This window comes from Pseudomonas sp. Pseusp88 (genome assembly GCF_047303955.1).
Lineage (GTDB): Bacteria > Pseudomonadota > Gammaproteobacteria > Pseudomonadales > Pseudomonadaceae > Aquipseudomonas.
Map to the genome: position 1 here is coordinate 111,443 of NZ_JBGLYM010000015.1, position 16,315 is coordinate 127,757.

Annotated in this window: 17 protein-coding genes; 9 read left to right on the plus strand and 8 right to left on the minus strand. The window is 60.3% G+C overall.

Annotation, left to right across the window (positions count from 1 at the left end; translation table 11 throughout):
• The first annotated feature begins 3 nt into the window (after positions 1-3).
• The 5 genes from ACCD02_RS19110 to ACCD02_RS19130 are packed head-to-tail and all read left to right on the plus strand — an operon-like array spanning position 4 to position 5,974.
• A complete protein-coding gene (locus ACCD02_RS19110) occupies positions 4-1,227 on the plus strand; it encodes a glycosyltransferase family 4 protein (RefSeq protein ID WP_413305053.1) in 1,224 nt (407 codons plus the stop codon).
• Positions 1,211-2,311, plus strand: a complete 1,101-nt coding sequence (locus tag ACCD02_RS19115) for a glycosyltransferase family 4 protein (protein ID WP_413305055.1) — start codon at positions 1,211-1,213, stop codon at positions 2,309-2,311. The genes ACCD02_RS19110 and ACCD02_RS19115 overlap by 17 nt, the downstream gene beginning before the upstream one ends.
• Entirely contained in the window at positions 2,311-3,729 is a 1,419-nt protein-coding gene (locus tag ACCD02_RS19120; RefSeq protein WP_413305057.1) for an O-antigen ligase family protein, read from the plus strand. Before ACCD02_RS19115 ends, ACCD02_RS19120 begins: the two co-directional genes overlap by 1 nt.
• Entirely contained in the window at positions 3,726-4,547 is an 822-nt protein-coding gene (locus ACCD02_RS19125) for an acyltransferase (RefSeq protein ID WP_413305059.1), read from the plus strand. The genes ACCD02_RS19120 and ACCD02_RS19125 overlap by 4 nt, the downstream gene beginning before the upstream one ends.
• 8 nt (positions 4,548-4,555) lie before the next feature.
• Positions 4,556-5,974, plus strand: a complete 1,419-nt coding sequence (locus ACCD02_RS19130) for a lipid II flippase MurJ (protein WP_413305062.1) — start codon at positions 4,556-4,558, stop codon at positions 5,972-5,974.
• A 188-nt stretch (positions 5,975-6,162) separates the two neighbouring features.
• Here ACCD02_RS19130 and ACCD02_RS19135 read toward each other — a convergent pair whose 3' ends face one another.
• Positions 6,163-6,414 (minus strand): hypothetical protein, encoded by a 252-nt coding sequence (locus tag ACCD02_RS19135; protein WP_413305064.1) that lies wholly within the window; start codon positions 6,412-6,414, stop codon positions 6,163-6,165.
• A 108-nt stretch (positions 6,415-6,522) separates the two neighbouring features.
• On the opposite strand from ACCD02_RS19135, the gene ACCD02_RS19140 reads away from it, so the two are divergent.
• Both ACCD02_RS19140 and ACCD02_RS19145 read left to right on the plus strand, forming a co-directional pair.
• Entirely contained in the window at positions 6,523-6,771 is a 249-nt protein-coding gene (locus ACCD02_RS19140) for a helix-turn-helix domain-containing protein (RefSeq protein WP_413305067.1), read from the plus strand.
• Between the two features lie 629 nt (positions 6,772-7,400).
• Positions 7,401-7,643: a helix-turn-helix domain-containing protein gene (locus tag ACCD02_RS19145; protein ID WP_413305069.1), complete on the plus strand. Its 243-nt coding sequence runs from the start codon at positions 7,401-7,403 to the stop codon at positions 7,641-7,643.
• A 148-nt stretch (positions 7,644-7,791) separates the two neighbouring features.
• On the opposite strand, the gene ACCD02_RS19150 is transcribed toward ACCD02_RS19145, so the two are convergent.
• A complete protein-coding gene (locus ACCD02_RS19150) occupies positions 7,792-8,205 on the minus strand; it encodes a response regulator (RefSeq protein WP_413305072.1) in 414 nt (137 codons plus the stop codon).
• A gap of 216 nt (positions 8,206-8,421) precedes the next feature.
• Between ACCD02_RS19150 and ACCD02_RS19155 the strand changes: the two genes are divergently transcribed.
• Positions 8,422-8,847, plus strand: a complete 426-nt coding sequence (locus tag ACCD02_RS19155; protein WP_413305075.1) for a LysR substrate-binding domain-containing protein — start codon at positions 8,422-8,424, stop codon at positions 8,845-8,847.
• Here ACCD02_RS19155 and ACCD02_RS19160 read toward each other — a convergent pair.
• Positions 8,838-10,649, minus strand: coding sequence for an ABC transporter ATP-binding protein (locus ACCD02_RS19160; RefSeq protein WP_413305079.1), 1,812 nt, complete (start codon positions 10,647-10,649; stop codon positions 8,838-8,840). The genes ACCD02_RS19155 and ACCD02_RS19160 overlap by 10 nt on opposite strands.
• A gap of 422 nt (positions 10,650-11,071) precedes the next feature.
• Here ACCD02_RS19160 and ACCD02_RS19165 point away from each other — a divergent pair, with 422 nt between their 5' ends.
• Complete coding sequence (locus tag ACCD02_RS19165) at positions 11,072-11,470, plus strand: bleomycin resistance protein (RefSeq protein ID WP_413305083.1); 399 nt, start codon at positions 11,072-11,074, stop codon at positions 11,468-11,470.
• 168 nt (positions 11,471-11,638) lie between these two features.
• Here ACCD02_RS19165 and ACCD02_RS19170 read toward each other — a convergent pair whose 3' ends face one another.
• From ACCD02_RS19170 to ACCD02_RS19190, 5 genes are all read right to left on the minus strand, one after another.
• Positions 11,639-12,532: a LysR family transcriptional regulator gene (locus tag ACCD02_RS19170; protein WP_339555750.1), complete on the minus strand. Its 894-nt coding sequence runs from the start codon at positions 12,530-12,532 to the stop codon at positions 11,639-11,641.
• An 81-nt stretch (positions 12,533-12,613) separates the two neighbouring features.
• A complete protein-coding gene (locus tag ACCD02_RS19175; protein ID WP_413305134.1) occupies positions 12,614-13,654 on the minus strand; it encodes an alpha/beta hydrolase in 1,041 nt (346 codons plus the stop codon).
• Positions 13,655-13,726: 72 nt separating this feature from the next.
• The gene (locus ACCD02_RS19180; RefSeq protein WP_413305137.1) at positions 13,727-14,671 is read right to left on the minus strand and encodes an alpha/beta hydrolase; all 945 of its coding nucleotides are present in this window, start codon (positions 14,669-14,671) and stop codon (positions 13,727-13,729) included.
• 127 nt (positions 14,672-14,798) lie between these two features.
• A complete protein-coding gene (locus ACCD02_RS19185; protein WP_413305086.1) occupies positions 14,799-15,575 on the minus strand; it encodes a carboxymuconolactone decarboxylase family protein in 777 nt (258 codons plus the stop codon).
• A 227-nt stretch (positions 15,576-15,802) separates the two neighbouring features.
• Positions 15,803-16,270, minus strand: coding sequence for a cupin domain-containing protein (locus tag ACCD02_RS19190; protein WP_413305088.1), 468 nt, complete (start codon positions 16,268-16,270; stop codon positions 15,803-15,805).
• Positions 16,271-16,315: the final 45 nt, after the last annotated feature.

The following is a 16,315-nucleotide window of genomic DNA, read 5'->3' on the forward strand; positions in this document are numbered from 1 at the left end:
GCCATGCGCATCCTCTGGACGTTGCCCTACCTGCCCTGGCCCACCACCAGCGGCGGCAAGACCCGGGAATATCATCTGCTGCGCAACCTCGCCGCCCGTGGTCACCGGATCACCCTGCTGGTGCAATCCAAAGTTGCCCTGGACGACGCCACCCGCGCGGCGCTCGAGCCCTGGCTGGAGCGCCTGATTGTACTGCCGCGACGCCCCTTGCGCAGCGCCCGCACCCTGCTCGCCGTGGCCTTCGCCACGCCGCCGATGCTGGCCAGTGTCAACGGCTTCGCCCCGCACTTGCAGCACACCTTCGAGCAACTGCTGGAAGAGGACTGGGACGTCATCCAGATCCAGCACAGCTACGGTTTCCAGCCTTTCGAACGACCACTGCAAAAGGCGCACAAGCCTTTTGTGCTGGCCGAACACAATATCGAGTCGGCTCTCGGCGCTGCCTCCTACAGCCTGCTGCCCAATTGGGCCGGGCTATTCGCCCGCTACGACCGCTGGCGCTACCGGCGTTGGGAAAGCCGAGTGCTGCGTCAGGCCAGCGAACTGATCGCAGTCAGCGAAGACGATGCCCGGGGCCTGGCCCGGCTCAGCGCCAAGACCACCGCAGTGGTGGTCAACAGTGTTGACTGCGACTACTACGCCAAGGTGCGCCCGGACCGCGCCAGCCAGCGCCTGCTGTTTATCGGCAACTACGAATACGGCCCCAACGTCGATGCGGTGGAATGGGCCCTGGATGAAATCATGCCCCACGTCTGGCAACTCGCGCCCACTGTACGTTTCAGCATCGGCGGCTTCGCCCTGCCCGCACAATGGCGCGAGCGCTGGACCGATCCGCGCATCGACTGGCTGGGCTTCGTCCCTGATCTGCGCGTACTGCAAAACCAGAGCGCAATTTTCTTCGCGCCCCTGCGCCAGGGCGGCGGTTCCAAACTCAAGGTACTGGAAGCCATGGCCGCCGGGCTGCCGGTGGTCACCACTGAGCAGGGCGTCACGGGCCTGACGGTGACCAACGGCGAGCACTACCTGGGCAGCGAATACCCCATCGAACTGGCGCGGATCATTGCCACCAGCCTCAACCGCCCTGAACGCCTGGAACAGGTCGGCGAAGCCGGGCGAGCCTACGTGCGCGCCACCCATGACTGGGCGGTGTCCGCCCGGCAACTCGAAGCGATCTATACCCGCCTCTCCCCAGCCAAGGAACCGGCCCACTATGCGTATCGGACTTGATTACCGCCCGGCTGCGGGCTATGCCACCACTGGCATCGGTCGGCAGAACTTTGCCCTGGAACACGCCCTGCGCGCCCATCCCGACGTGCAACTGCAACTGTTCGGCGTGGCGCCCTTCGATCATCCGATCCGCCGCCTGATCCACTGCCCGCGCAGCGCCACGCCGCTGAATGCTGTGCATCGCCTGCCCGACCGCCTCGGGTTCGAAGCCTGCTTCCTGCCCACGGCGCTGCGTGACGCGGAAATCGAAATCTACATGGCCAACCTCAATATGGGCCTGCCCATCGGCCGCAAACCTGCGGGCATGCGCTATGTGTTGCAACTGCACGACGTGTTCCAGCTGACCCAGAAAAACAGCCACGGCTCGCGACTCAAGGCGGCCTTCTACCGGCTCACCGATTATCTCTCGATTGCCTGGTCCCTGCGCGTGGCCGACCGGGTCTGGGTCGCTTCCGAGTACACCGCCAGTGAAGTGCGGCGACTGTTTCCTTCGTCGAATGCAAAACTTCGCGTACTGCCGTTGCTGGTCGAAGGCTTCGTCGGCGAACCGGCGGACATCAGCGACCTGCAGTTGCCCGAGCGCTACTGGCTGTGTGTCGGCACCCGCGAGCCGCGCAAAAACATTCCGTGGTTCGTCGACGCCTGGCAAAGCGCGCGCATGCAATTCCCCGCCACGCCAGACCTGGTGCTGGTCGGCGGCGATGCCTGCCTGACCGAAAGCCAACGCCAGCTACCAGGCCTGCATGCCCTCACCGATCTCAGCGACGCGCAACTGCATGCCATTTACCGCGATGCCGGGCGCCTGTGGCATCCATCCCGTGGCGAGGGTTTCGGCCTGCCGGTGATCGAAGCCCTGAGCGTCGGCACTCCGGTGGCGGTCGCCAGCGGTTCGTCCCTGGATGAAATCAGCCCGCCGGACAGCCCGCGCTTTTCCCCCACCGACAGCGCCGCACTCATTCGCCTGATGGGCCAATTGTCCACCGCCGCGCCGGAAGATCCCCAGCCTCTGCAGGCCTGGGCGGTGAACTACGCCATCGACGCCTTCCGGCAACGCTTCAATGTGCTGCTCGAGGAACTGCGCTGATGCCCATTGCGCTGCCCACAGGACTGTTTCTGGCTCTGATCTTCAGCCTGATGTTCTGGCTGCTGCCGGCCCCCGTGGTGCTGGTGGCCATGGCGGGCCTCGGCGCGGGCATCACCATCATTCGCCAACCCGTGCGCGGCCTGCTGCTGTTCGGGCTGATTGCCTGCTTCCTGCCTTACGCGACCATGAATATCGGCTTTCGCACTACGGTGTCCGAGGCTCTGGTGATGCTGACCTGGGCGGCTTATCTGGCCCACTCGATGTTCGGCGACCCGCCACGGGTGCCACCGATGCTGCGTACCGAGCGCCTGCTGTTCGTCCTCATGCTCTACACCGCCCTGCCCTTTGTCGTCGGCCAGCTGATGATCAGCGCCGAGGGCAACGGCCCGATCAACTGGGTGCGCTGGCTGTTCAACCTGTCGGTCCTGTTTCTCGTGCCACGCCTGCTTGTCAATGCTCAGGTTCTGGAGCGCATGGTCTTCTCAGTGATGAGCGGCACATTGTTTCTGTTGCTGCTGTCGATCCCGGTTTACCTGGTCAGCCGCAGCGCCACCGCCATGACACCGATCCTCGGCGCCCTCGGCTACGGCGGTATCAGCGTGCTCGGTGACAGCCTGTCGGCCCTGGCCACGCGCATGGGCTCGCCATGGATGCACCCCAACGTCGCGGGCGGCGCCATGGTCCTGATCCTGCCGTTGGCCTTCTGTTATGGCATTACCCGCAGCGGTTGGGCGCGTGCGCTGGGCATGTCGGTGGCGATACTGGGCAGCGTCGGTCTTTTGCTGACCGGCTCGCGAGGCGCCCTGGTCAGCCTGATCGTGGTGATGATCATGATGGCCGCCAAGCGCGTGCCTCACGTCGGCCGCGTACTCATGGCCGGCGCCGTCGCCGGTGCACTGCTGCTGATGTTCTACCCGCCGTTGCAGGAACGCCTGCTCGGCCTCTTCACTCAGGACGACACCAGTACCGCCATTCGTTTCCTCGAATACGAACACTTCCCCGAAGCCGTTGGCCACTTCCCTCTCGGCATCGGCTTCAAGATCGACCCGCCAGTGCCGGGCACCACCCTGTTCGGCATTTCCAACCTGTGGCTGAACTTCGTCTACAAGATCGGCCTGCCCGGCATGCTGCTGTACATCGCGGTGATCTGGAGCTGGTGGAATGAAACCCGCCCGGCCCGCGGACGCATCCACCTGACCCAGGACAACGCCCTGTGGCTTGGCACTTTAGCCGGGCTGCGGGCGGCGCTGCTCAGCGGCGTGTTCGACCACTACTTCAGCTTCACCACCGTGCTGATCGCCCTGTTCTGGCTGTTCCTGGGCATAAACCTGCACGAAGCCAAACGCCTCAAGAGCAGTGGCGTGGTCCGGCCTTACGCCCCCCCTGCCGCTCGCACCGATATGGGAATCCAATCATGAAGCACCGCATGCTCCACTCCCACGACCTGCGCCTGGCGCTGCCCGACTACGCGCAGAAAATGGCCGTGCCCCTGGACGAACTGCAAGCCGCCTACCAATGGATGCTGGACAACGAAGTATGCTTCGAACAGCCGCTGAAAAACCGCACCCTGTCCTTCATCAGTTACCTGAATATCGAAAGCCGCATCGAGCATCCCCTGGCCCGACGCTTCTACAAACTGCTGACCCGCGAGACCCTCGGCCCGCTGATCCCGCTGTACGGCATCAACTGGCCAACCCTGCGCGACCGCATGTTGCGCAGCTGGGAGCAGGCCTACAACATCCTCATCTGCAAGATCCCCAGCCACAACGTGCGCCTGGCCTGGCTGCGTCTGGGTGGCGCGAAAATCGGCAAGGGCTCGTCGGTGTGGCGCAACACCGAAGTGCTCGGCGTCGACAGCCTGCGCATCGGCGACGACAGCACCGTGGGCTGGCACTGTCAGCTCGACGCACGGGGCGGCCTGGTGATCGGCGACCACGTGACCATTGCCTCCCACGTACTGATCATCGCCGGTGGTCATGACCTGCAAGCCCCGGAGTTCTGGGCCGTGGGCGGGCCTGTGTATATCCGTGACTACGCCTGGATCTGCAGCCGCGCGTTGCTGTCCTTCGGTGCCGATATCGGCGAGGGCGCGGTGGTGGGCGGCGGCAGCGTGGTGTCCAAACCCATACCGCCCTACGCCATCGTCAGCGGCCCCAACGCCGAAATCAAAGGCGAGCGGTCCCGTGGCCTCAACTACAAAGTGGGCGGCAAAGGCCTGTTCACTTTGTTCCACTGAGCCGCGCCATGCTTGGTTCAACTCTATGGCTGACCCTGGCCACCCTCACCGGCCTGGCCGCCGGTTTTGCCCGTGAGTGGCTGTTGGTCGCGGCCTGGGGGGCGGGGGCGCAGAGTGATGCCTTCCTCGTCTCCATGTTTCTGCCTGAAGCGTTGCGCATGGCATTAGCGGCGGGCCTGCTCAGCGCAGCCGCCCTGCCCCTCTACCAACAGCGCGACGCCGGGCAACGACAGCGCTGGCTCGGCACCCTGGCTCCGCGCCTGCTGCTTTGCGGCCTGGGTATCAGCCTGCTGCTGAGCCTCGGCGCGCCACTATGGGTGCGCGCCGTCGGCCCCGGCCTGGACAACAACGGCTACGTGCTGGCGGGCGACAGCCTGAACTGGCTGGCCTGGTGCGCACCGGGCTTTCTGCTCCATGGCCTGCTCTGCGTGCCGTTACAGGCCCACTCGCGTTTCGTCCTCGCCGGGCTCGGCTCCCTGCTATTCAACCTGCCGCCCGTGCTCTACCTCGCCATAACCCATCACGCCGCCACGCCCACGGGCCTGGCCGGCGCCTGCGTGCTCGGCAGCCTGCTGATGCCCGGCGTGCTGCTGCCAGCGCTGTTTCGCATGGGCTGGAAACCCTGGCACTGGCACAGCGAACCCGGCGCCAGCAAAGAACTGCTGCAACGCATCGGCCCCCTGCTCAGCAGCAACCTCGCCAGCCAGGGCCTGGCCCTGCTCGAACGCATGGTCGCCTCCCTGCTCGGCGAAGGCGCCGTCACCTGGATCAACCTGGCGCGCAAACTCATCAACCTGCCCCTGATCGCCCTGATGAGCCTCAACCAGGTCCTGCTCGGCCTCATGAGCGGCAGCGCCGGTGACCAACGCCTGCTCCTGCTGCGCAAAGGCCTGGCCAGCGCCACCCTCCTCACCCTCCCCGCCGTTGCCGGGCTGATCGGCGCCGCGAGCGCACTGGTCGCCCTGCTCCTGCCCAATCAGACCCACGACGGCCCGTTACCGGATCTGCTGGCCTGGTTTGCCGTGCCCTTGATGTTTGGCGCATGGAACGCACTGCTGGCCCGCTACGCTTATGCGGCGGGCGATACGCGCATGCCGTTGAATTGCGAGCTGCTTGGCAGCCTGTGCAACGCCCTTTTATTGGCCGTATTGCCGTTCTTTCTCGGGCTGATCGGCATCGCTATTGCCGCACTGGCAGGGGCCATGGTTACCGGATTGCTGTTGATGCGGCGGCAGGAATTGCTGAAGGTTATGCCATGGCGCAGTCAGTGGGCCTTGGGGGCTTTGGCGATGATCATCGCCGCGCTGTGCCTGCACCCGATCTACAACATCTGGCTGCAACTGGGCCTGAGCTGCGCCTACGGCCTGATTCTGCTGATCGGCCTGGCGCTGTGGCTTAAGCCCTGGCGCAACCGCCCTGCGAGCTGAAATCGGGCTGAAACCGAACCTGTGGGAATTCATTCGCGAAAGCGGTATCTCTGACGATGAAAATGTTTTGGCTGTACCGCCCTCTTCGCGAATGAATTCGCTCCCACAGAATTCACTCCCACAGAACACCACTAATTCAGACGATTGTGCCTCGCGCTATCAGGCGTGAGGATAGCCCACGAAGAGGCCTAAGCATCCAGCCCCAACCGTCGCCGCCGCGCCATCAGCGCCCGGCCAAACGACAATTCCGCATACTCGATAAACAACCGCGCCATATGCCGTAGCGCCTGCTCCTCGCTTTCACTGCCCGGTATGCAGTCAAAACCCAGGGCGCGTTTGCTGTCTTCGGGGAGCTCTTCCCAACTGCGCATGATGTGGGTGTACATGGCGCTCGCCACTTCGTGTCGATTCATTTGAATGCGTGTTTTACGACTCTGCATCCTTGGCCTCCTTGACCATTTGAACAAAAACACCAGAAAGATATCTGAATATCAGATATCTGAAAACCAGTTATAGCTTAAGTCGCTGTTCCACCACGAGCAGCCCTCATGACCAAAGCCATCTACCGAAACGAACATCAGGTCCTGATCAAATTGCTCAAGGCCATCCGCAGTAACACCGGCCTGACCCAGTCCGACTGCTCCAAAGCCCTGGGCCGTCCCCAGTCCTACATCAGCGACGTCGAAACCGGCCTGCGCCGCCTGGACCTGGTCCAACTGCGCGACCTTTGCGCCGTGCTCGGCTACACCCTGCCGCAGTTCGTCGAAGAGTATGAGGCGGCTTTGCTGACGCCCTGATCATCAAGCCCCCCCAATCCGCTTTGGGTCCCGTCATATCCCCGCCACTGCGCTGCCGAGCAGCAAATACCTGGCGGGGGGGCGGGAACAAATCCTGTGGGAGATTCTATGTTTGCTGTAAAGCCAGAGCAGCCCCCTCGCGGATGAATCCCCACAGATCCAATGGTATTCACGCACTACTGTGGGAGCGAATTCATTCGCGAAAGCTTTATTCCGGACGCCACCAATGTGTTTGATGTATTGGCCCCTTCGCGGATGAATCCGCTCCCACAGATCCGACGATATGCACGCGCTGCTGTGTGCGAATTCATTCGCGAATGGGCCAGTACTTGCGCCGCTTTTTAATCGTCTGAAATACCGCTTTCGCGAATGAATTCGCTCCCACAAAACTCCCACGAAAAAGCCCAAGTCTCCAAGCGCTGCCGCGGAAGCCGCGCTACCAACGCCAGACTGAACAACAACTCGGCATACTCGATAAACACCGTAGCGCCTGCTCATCTCCTTCACTGGCCTCCTGTGTAGCGAACTCATGATCAGCCTCGGTAGCCACTCTAAACCAAAAACCTATTTTGGGATAATCCCAATTCAGGTTTATTTAGATTGCCGGACCATCGAACGGCATCCCACACGTGAAAAGCATCCATGACACCCGCTACCAATTTCTGCTGACGCTCCTGTTGGAGGCGCGCACCGCGGCGGGCATGACTCAGAAGGAATTGGCGATCGAGCTTGGACGACCTCAGTCATTTGTGTCGAAGACGGAGAATGGGGAGCGGCGGCTGGATGTGATTGAGTTTATGGATGTGTGTCGGGTGCTGGGGGCTGATTGGGGTGGAATGCTTCGACGGGTCGAGGGGGCGGCTGCCGAGTGATTTTTGCTGAGAGGCTTTACCTTTATCTACTAACGCGATTTGCGGCAGTGCTGTCGCAAAACTTAGGCGTTATGCAAGAGAGGATACGCAGCTATCGCGCCCCTATGCAGTTCACCGCTTGCTGATTATCCGCTACTGACGGATATGCTCATTCGCGGATCCCTCTTATTGGCCCCCTGGCCAGGACACGTCGGCATACGGCGCCTATCGCCATGGAATGCCAAGGCTTAGCCACAAATACAGGAGAGCAGCCGCTCGCCAGCGGTTGTTGGCACCGACTTCCCGAAGAAAGGATGATAGGCAGGTGAGGCCATCGCCCATGAGTCAAGTTCGCAAGGTCGATGCCACTCAGCAGACCCGGGAAATGGATGTCGGAGAAAATCAGATCAACCTGACAAGAACCTGCCAGTAAAAACTGCCAGGCGTCGTCCGCAGTGTCGACCGCATACACTTTAAACCCTTCAAATTCCAAGATGTCCTGAATTAATCCGTTGATAACCCAGTCGTCTTCGACGAGCAGGATCAAGGGAGATTTTGACGGTACTGCAGTGCGCTTATTCATGTGCATGTGAGCCAGCGATCAAGGACACGTTCAAAACGAACGCAGGGGCCCGACAAACGGAACCTTCGCTTTGCTCACGTCAGGCATCCGGTGGCAAGGCTTAACATAGGCGGCCATAGCCGGACTCAAATGCGCTAGCGCAACCCAACCTGCAAAATAGATTTAGGCATACGGTTTGGACATGGGCGTTGGGCCGGTCTAGGTGCTACACACCTGATGGAAGACAACTTCTTTCCTGTTTGCAGCCCTGTTTTGCTTGAAGGGCCTCAAGCGCTGATTTCAGCAGAGATGCTCCACCACCACGTTCTGATTCACGATTTGTCCATGCGCGATACGCCAGCGTTCCCCACTTGGCAAAGCTGGCTTGAACGAGGTGGATATGAGGTATCCGTCTGTAGCCGCGTCCTGCGGATAAACGATTCGGCAGCTGCCTTGCAGGCTGCTATAGCCGGAAGTGGCGTAGCGTTGGGCAGAAGCAGCCTGGTCATGGCCGATCTGAGTGCCGGCCGCCTTGTCAGGCCTTTTGGAGATGCCCAACCCAGCCCGCTCTCGGTCGCAGCACAGGTGTTCAAGGATTGGTTGCTCGAATCGGCGCAGGCGAGCGTTGCCTCGTCAGTGGTTAGTCGGGGCGGTTACCGATAGCCACGCGCCTGGAGGTTGAACAGGCTGGCATAGCGCCCGCCAAAAGCGATCAGTTGCACGTGGGTTCCTTGTTCTAGAATCCGGCCCTGATCCAGCACGATGATGTGATCAGCGTTGCGCACGCTTGAGAATCGGTGGGAAATCATCAAAGTCATGCGCCCCTCGGCGTACTCGCGAAAGTGCTCGAATACGGCAGCCTCGGCCGCAGCGTCGAGGGCGGCCGTCGGTTCGTCCAAAATCAGCAGATCGGCCTCACGACGCATGTAGGCCCGCGACAGCGCTACCTTTTGCCATTGCCCACCGGACAGTTCCTGCCCACCGGAGAACCAGCGCCCCAACTGCGTGTGATAGCCGTTGCTCAAGCGTTCGATGAATTCGGCGGCAATCCCTTGAGTGGCCGCATCGTGCCAACGGTCCTGGTCATCGAAAGCTTCGACGTCACCCACCCCAAGGTTTTCGCCGACCGTCATCTGGTAACGAATGTAGTCCTGAAAGATCACCCCGATGCGCTGGTGCAAGGCCTGTTCGTCCCAGTCCTGCAAATCGCTGCCGTCCAGCAGGATTCGGCCTTCGTCAGGCGTATAGAGTCGGGTAAGCAGTTTGATCAACGTGGTTTTACCCGAGCCGTTTTCGCCCACCAGCGCCAAGCTCATCCCCTGCGTCAGGTGCAGGCTGATGTCGCTGAGCGTGGGGTGCGAGGCACCCGGGTAGCGGAACCCCAAGCGCTCGCAGCGCAGGCCGTCGCCTGGGCATGCACCGGCCTTCAGCGTGCCGCGTTTAGGTGCCACCGGCACCTCAAGGTATTCGTAGAGGTCAGACAGGTACAGGCCGTCCTCGTACAAACCGGCAATCGCGCTGAGGCTGGAGGTGATGGCGACTTGGCCTTGCTTGAACAGCACCAGGTACATAGTCATCTGCCCCAGTGTGGTCTGGCCACGCACGGTGTCCAGTACCACCCAGGCGTAGGCCACGTAGAACGCGGCAGTGCCCAATAGCCCGAGGGCAAAGCCCCAAGCATCGCGTCGCACGGTGAGCCGGCGATCTTCGGCGTACAGGCGCATGAAATTGTCGCGATAACGTTGCAACAACAACGGCGCCATGCCGAAAAGCTTCACTTCCTTGGTGTGCGCCTCATGGGACAGCAATGCTTCCAGGTAATTTTGATGACGAGTTTCCGGGGCGCGACGCTGAAATAGGCGGAAGGCATTACCGGAAAAATGCGTCTCGGCAAAGAACACCGGCAGCGCGCCGAGCACCAGGATCAGCAGCGCCCAAGGGGATAAATGCACCAGCAGCACCGCAAAGCTGACAAGCGAGATAAGGTTTTGCGTAAGCCCCAGGCCTTTTGTGACGAGGCCCAGTGGCCGGGTCGATGCATCGCGGCGCACGCGCACCAACTTGTCGTAAAAGGCCGAGTCCTCGAACTGCAGCAGCGAAAAGGTCTGGGCCTTTTCCAGGATCATCAGGTTGACCTTCTGCCCCAACTGCACCCGCAGTAGCGCTTGTTGCATTGAAAGCGCCCGTTGCGCCGCGGCCAGCAACGCCAATACACCGGCTTCGGCCAACACGTAACGCAGAACAGGCCATACGGGCGCCTGGCTGCCATTCCCATGGATCTGCATCGCCTGAACCACCGCATCGACGATCCGCTGGCCGATCCAGGCGGCGAGCGCGGGCAAAATGCCGGCGATCAGCGTCGCCACGATCAAGCCGCCGAACAAGGGGCGGGAAGTCGCCCAGACAAGGCCGACCGCCCTGCCGCTTTGGGTTGAAAATGCAGTCAAACGAATGAACAACGACATTAAAGCCCAAGCTCCGGGTTGTCAGTGAAAGGCGATTGTACCGGCTAGTTCAGCACGCTTCGCTGGCCTTGTTGATAGCTACGGCGCGCGCTCCGGATGAGCCCGGTCCGCCCTGAAGGAATGAGTGATGCGGTTTTGGTAATTCGGTTAAGGCTATCAATCTTTTAAACGACACATAGCGCAGACCATTCGGGCTCCCAGCGAGGGTTTCTGCTATTGGCCGAAGGCTACCGCTCAGGAACGACCGCATTCGGCCACTGACCGCGACTCGATAGTTGCCACCCGACCATGCATCATCAGGCTCGCCACGATCCCGTTGTGGCATCGAAGCCATACGTGCATAACCTGCTCGCCTGCAATAATTAGCCTTTTGAAATGGAAGTCATCTCATGTTCGAACGCAACAAACTGGTTCCGGAGTGAATGGTCACCAACCTAGATAGCAGTCTGGCTTTTTGGGTTTCTTGCTTGGGGTTCACAGTAGCTTATCAACGCCCGGAAGATGGATTTGCATACCTTGATTTGAATGGTGCTCAAGTGATGCTTGAGCAGGTTGATTCGGACGCGGGTCAATGGCTGACTGCGCCGTTGACTAAGCCGTTTGGAAGAGGCGTCAACCTACAGATTGATGTTGAGGCTGTCGCACCCATCATCCAAAAACTTGATCAGGCTGGATTTCCACTCTATCAAGAATGCAAAGACACCTGGTATCGGGCTGAAAATGTAGAAGTAGGCCAGCGCGAATTCATCGTTCAGGATCCCGACGGTTATCTCGTAAGGTTGGTAGAGCGGTTGGGTGAGAGACCGGCTTGCTCAATCTGAAACTGAGCCAAGCCGACCGTCGGCTTTGGGGCGGTGCAGCCCTTCACTACAGGCAGCAATCGCCCCATTGCAGCCGTTCGTCGACGACTGCAATCGATCCAAAGCATCTGCTCAATCGCGGGTTTGTGAGGCGGGGGTAAAAATTGAGACGGCTTGATGGTCGATGACTCATCGCTTGTAGAGCAACGCTTCAACTACAACGCCAAACGCTGATGAATGTTCGCGGCGATTGGGGTAATAGAGATGGTAACCGGCAAAGGGTTGGCACCAATCTTCCAACACTCGCACAAGGCTTCCCTCGGTAATCTCCTTGGCAACCATATCTTCCGGAAGGAAACCCAACCCACATCCCGCAACGGCGGCACGCAGAATCGGCACGCTGCTGTTGAACGTCCATTGTCCTTCAACGCGCGCCTTGAGTTCGTGACCATCCTTTTCAAAATCCCATTGCATCAGGCTTCCATGGGTGGGCAGGCGCAGATTGATGCAATTGTGTGCGGCCAGATCACCCGGCACCTTCGGCACTGGGCGCTGTTTGAAATACTCGGGTGAGCCCACGACCGCGATGCGCAAGGACGGCCCGATAGGAACGGCAATCATGTCCTTGGCCACTTGGTCCCCAAGCCGTACCCCTGCGTCATAGCGCTGAGCGACGATGTCGGAGAGTGCGTAGTCGACGGTGATTTCGACCTTGATGTCCGGATAGTCGGGAAGCACCTTCAGCAACTTGGGCCAGAGAATATTGTTGGCTGCATGTTCGGATGCTTGAATCCGCACGTTCCCTGCCGGGGTGTCACGAAACTCGCTGACCGCTGCCAGTTCGAGTTCAATCTCTTCGAACCTCGGCGCCATGGATTGATATAACCGTTGACCGGCTTCGGTAGGGGATACGCTACGGGTGGTTCGGGTCAGCAGACGAACCCCGAGTCGCGTCTCTAGGGCACGTAGAGTATGGCTTAGCGCAGACTGCGAGACGCCCAACTGCGCCGCAGCGCGGGTGAAGCTGCCTTCGCGGGTAATGATCACAAAGGCTTGCAGATCGTTGAGATTGGCGCGTGACATTGATGAGAGCCTCTCATGGGGATCGCGTAATTACTCCATGTAAGCAGGTTCCGCATGGATACGCGATCCCCGAACAGCCCATCAAAGGGTTCGTGCGTAGAACGTTGTCAGCTTGCCCATTGCCGTGTCGACATAACGCGGGACCCAGTAGGTCTCGATGTGGGTGGCGCCGTCGATGATGAACAATTCCTTGTCCTTGGTGCCGGTGGCCTTGGGAAATGCATCCTGGGTCATGTACAGGCTGTCAGCCTTGCTGCCGGCGATCATCAGCAATGGCTGATTGATCAACTCAATCTGATTGGTAGCATCAAAACGCATCAGGTCCAACAGGCTGCTGGTGGTGTACTTGAACGTTGAGTTCGGGTGCGCGTGGGTTTTCCAGTAGTACTCGTAGCCCTGGCGATACAGCTCGAAGGGCAGCTTGGCGATCTGCTCGTCGGTGAGGTTGGCGTCACCCGAATAGAGCACAGCACCGCCGGCCGCCTCCTGAGCGCGCGCAGCGGAAGCCTGTTGCAGGCGTTGCTGAACGCTGTCCAGTTGCGAGTCGTTGTAGCCGTTGCGACGCACCCGACCGGAGTTGAACATGCTGATGGTTGCCAGCGATTTGAAGCGTTTGTCGGTTTGCGCGACGGCCAACGAATAGCCACCGCCGCCGCAGATCCCGAGCAAGCCCAGGCGCGTGCTATCGACGCCCGCATATTGGCTGATGAAGTCTGCCATGCCATGGATGTCTTCGATGCGATAAGCCGGCTTGTCGATGCTGCGAGGCTGTCCGCCACTTGCGCCCTGGTAGGCCGCATCGGCGGTGATCGTGATGTAGCCCTGTTCGGCCAGGCGCTGGGCGTAAAGTCCGGCGACCTGCTCTTTGACGCCACCGTTCGGATGCGCGACCACAACGGTCGGGTAGACCTTCTTCGCATCGTAATTGGCCGGGGTGTAAACGTTGGCGGCGATGTCCATGCCATTGAGCTTGTAGCTGACCGGATGAATGTTGACCTTGCCCGGCTCGTTCCTGGTAATGGCACCGTCGTAGGCCAGTGTGAACGGGTTTTTTTTGTAGTCCGCCGCTCCGGCTTCGCCCGCAGAAAGACCAACCAGCGCCGACATGAGCGTGGCTTTCATAAAGGTGTTTATCACATGAAACTCCTGAGCAATCAAAGAAGGGCAGTAAAAAAAATTGGATGTGAGCCCTGGTTAGTCCAGATGCTTTTCTTTTAGGAAACTCGACACCAGATCCGCGATCTGCACGTTGTTCAAATCGGACATGGGGAAGTGGGTATTGCCCTTGATGCCGATCTCCGGCAAATGGATCAGCCTTACGTCACCGCCGTGCTGGTTGACGGTATCGCGCCAAAGCCGGGCCATCTTCAGCCGTGCGCGCCAACTGTCCTGAGCGGGAAGGTCGACGGCTTGCTCCGGGATGTTGTCGCCGTAGAGGATCAGGATCGGAATGCGCGTGAGCGCCATGAACTGATCAATCGGCACGGCCGCACCCTGTACCGTGTCGAAGGCACTGGGGATCGGCGCGGGCACCTCACCCTGCGGGAAGACAAAGCTGCTGCCCGGCTCGAAGGCGACAATGGCCTTGACCTTGTCATTCTTGATCGCGGTCAGCCAACCCGGCCCGCCACCTTGCGAGTGCGTGAACAGAATGCCGGGGCCGATTTTGTCGAAGACCGCCGACACACCATCAGACACCACACCCATGTCGAACGGCCCGGTGTTCGGTGTCATTGCCCGGAAGAATTGCTCGCGCGTCTGTGCATCCTTGGCTACTTGCACACCGTTGAAATAGTTGGGCCACAAGCCGATGCGAAACTGGTTGAACCACAGTTGTTCGTCCGGCGTCGGTTTGACCGTCGCCTCGACCATGCTACGGCCGGCATCGCCACGTCGCGGCTGGTCGATCAGGTACACACCGAAATGGCGGCGCAGGAAAATGGTTTGGAAACCTTCACGGCCATCGGAGGTGGTTTCCCAGGTCTTGGAGAACTGGCCTGCGCCATGCCACATCACGATGGGTAGTTTCCGGGCATCGACCGGGATTTGGTAGAAGGTGTAGGCATGGTCACCGTGATAGGTCTGGCCATCCGGAGCCATCGGCTTGCGCGGGTTGAACGTACCCGGCGCAGTGGTCATCGTTCCACCGGCGGCGAAGCTGCCTTGCGCCTGAATCAGTAAAGGGCCTGAGCCATCGGGCTGGTTCGCACAAGCTGCCAACAGGCTGAGCAGGGTGATGCAGAGCAAGTATTTTGCAGATTTCATGTTATTTCCTCGAAGCCGCCAGGACCTGGGCCAGCGCCGTGTTTGCACGTTCGGCGGTCTGTGCGTCTCCGTGCTTTTTCAACTGCTCGGTGACTTGACTCAACTGCGCTGCGCTGAGCCCGACGCGCAGGCTCGCCAGCATGTGCGAACGCAATTGCGATTCCACACCCGGCGTCGCTGCCAGCGCCCCGACGGTCGCCAGTTCGCGGCTTTGCCAGTCGAGGTTGTCGCGCTCGAAGATGTCGCCGAACAGATGGGTTTGCAGAAATCGGTTGATCACCGGAGCGAACTCGAACACCGGACCTTTGACCGGGCCACCGGAAATTTTTGTTTGATTCGCAGTGCCCGTCGCCAGAAGCTCATCACCGATTGGAATCGCCCGGTCAGGCTCACGCCCCGGCGCATCGTCGATGCCGCGTTGTTTGCGCGCCTGTACCACGGTCATCAGCTCATTCAAGGCATTAAGGCTGCGCGGGAAGCCGACGTAGGCGTAGAGCTGCACCAGAATTTCTCGCGTTTCGCTGATAGTCAGGCCGGCGTCGAGGCCTTGATTGAGGGCTACGTTGAGGTTGGGCATGTCGCTGGTCGCCATAAACGCTGCGATCAGGGGAATCGCCTGCTGTTGGCTCGACAGTGTTTCTGCGCTGGCTTGTGTGCGGGTCATGGTTTGCGATGCCTCGGCTGCTTGAGTGGTAACACTGAACATCACCCCAAGGCTTAGACAGAGCGTCATTAGCGCGGGATGGGGGCGGGACTTGCTAGCGTCAGTGGTCATCATGAAAGGCTCCGTGCATTGCTGGGTCACTGCGGTGTCACTGGATCGTACGGAGGACGGTTGTAGTGATTAACCCCGATATTGCGCAAGGACTCCTGAGCAGGGCTCATGAGTGGTTTTTACGATTGCCGCTCAAAACCCGGCGTCTTCGCACAAACACGGGGGCTTGAGGTGTTTTGATGGCTCACCGCGGAGGTGCCGCGCTACTGGCTCCGACACATTCCGTTACTTCATTTGCCGGCGTATTGCGCCTCCGAGACTTTCTCTGCCCAAGTCACCGTCTTGCCGTCCTCGGCTTCTGCAATCGCGATGTGAGTCATGCCGTTACTGGCGGCGGCACCATGCCAGTGACGAGTGTGCGGCGGAATCCAAACAATGTCGCCCGGACGGATTTCCTGACGCGGCCCACCTTCTTGCTGCACGTAGCCAACCCCGGCGGTGACGATCAGCGTTTGCCCCAATGGATGACTGTGCCAAGCGGTACGCGCGCCGGGTTCGAAGGTCACCGTGCCGCCGCCGATGCGCGCCGGCAGATCACCCTTGAACAGGCCATCAACGCGTACCGTGCCGGTGAAGTTTTCCGCTGCGCCCTTGATCGAGGGCTGGGCGCCATTATGGGTGATGCGGATTTCGCTGGCGGCCTGGGTTTCTGCGCTCAACAGCGACAAGGCAACGAGCGGTGCGATCAATCGGTTCATCGAATGAACTCCGGTCAGGTAGTGAAGCTGCTCCGAGCCCGGAGC

What these genes read in the sequence shown, in the direction of transcription:
- ACCD02_RS19110 (WP_413305053.1), top strand. Translation starts at nt 4, where the DNA reads ATGCGCATCCTCTGGACGTTGCCCTACCTGCCCTGGCCCACCACCAGC.
- ACCD02_RS19115 (WP_413305055.1), top strand. Translation starts at nt 1,211, where the DNA reads ATGCGTATCGGACTTGATTACCGCCCGGCTGCGGGCTATGCCACCACT.
- ACCD02_RS19120 (WP_413305057.1), top strand. Translation starts at nt 2,311, where the DNA reads ATGCCCATTGCGCTGCCCACAGGACTGTTTCTGGCTCTGATCTTCAGC.
- ACCD02_RS19125 (WP_413305059.1), top strand. Translation starts at nt 3,726, where the DNA reads ATGAAGCACCGCATGCTCCACTCCCACGACCTGCGCCTGGCGCTGCCC.
- ACCD02_RS19130 (WP_413305062.1), top strand. Translation starts at nt 4,556, where the DNA reads ATGCTTGGTTCAACTCTATGGCTGACCCTGGCCACCCTCACCGGCCTG.
- ACCD02_RS19135 (WP_413305064.1), bottom strand. Translation starts at nt 6,414, where the DNA reads ATGCAGAGTCGTAAAACACGCATTCAAATGAATCGACACGAAGTGGCG.
- ACCD02_RS19140 (WP_413305067.1), top strand. Translation starts at nt 6,523, where the DNA reads ATGACCAAAGCCATCTACCGAAACGAACATCAGGTCCTGATCAAATTG.
- ACCD02_RS19150 (WP_413305072.1), bottom strand. Translation starts at nt 8,205, where the DNA reads ATGAATAAGCGCACTGCAGTACCGTCAAAATCTCCCTTGATCCTGCTC.
- ACCD02_RS19155 (WP_413305075.1), top strand. Translation starts at nt 8,422, where the DNA reads ATGGAAGACAACTTCTTTCCTGTTTGCAGCCCTGTTTTGCTTGAAGGG.
- ACCD02_RS19160 (WP_413305079.1), bottom strand. Translation starts at nt 10,649, where the DNA reads ATGTCGTTGTTCATTCGTTTGACTGCATTTTCAACCCAAAGCGGCAGG.
- ACCD02_RS19165 (WP_413305083.1), top strand. Translation starts at nt 11,072, where the DNA reads ATGGTCACCAACCTAGATAGCAGTCTGGCTTTTTGGGTTTCTTGCTTG.
- ACCD02_RS19170 (WP_339555750.1), bottom strand. Translation starts at nt 12,532, where the DNA reads ATGTCACGCGCCAATCTCAACGATCTGCAAGCCTTTGTGATCATTACC.
- ACCD02_RS19175 (WP_413305134.1), bottom strand. Translation starts at nt 13,654, where the DNA reads ATGAAAGCCACGCTCATGTCGGCGCTGGTTGGTCTTTCTGCGGGCGAA.
- ACCD02_RS19180 (WP_413305137.1), bottom strand. Translation starts at nt 14,671, where the DNA reads ATGACCACTGCGCCGGGTACGTTCAACCCGCGCAAGCCGATGGCTCCG.
- ACCD02_RS19185 (WP_413305086.1), bottom strand. Translation starts at nt 15,575, where the DNA reads ATGATGACCACTGACGCTAGCAAGTCCCGCCCCCATCCCGCGCTAATG.
- ACCD02_RS19190 (WP_413305088.1), bottom strand. Translation starts at nt 16,270, where the DNA reads ATGAACCGATTGATCGCACCGCTCGTTGCCTTGTCGCTGTTGAGCGCA.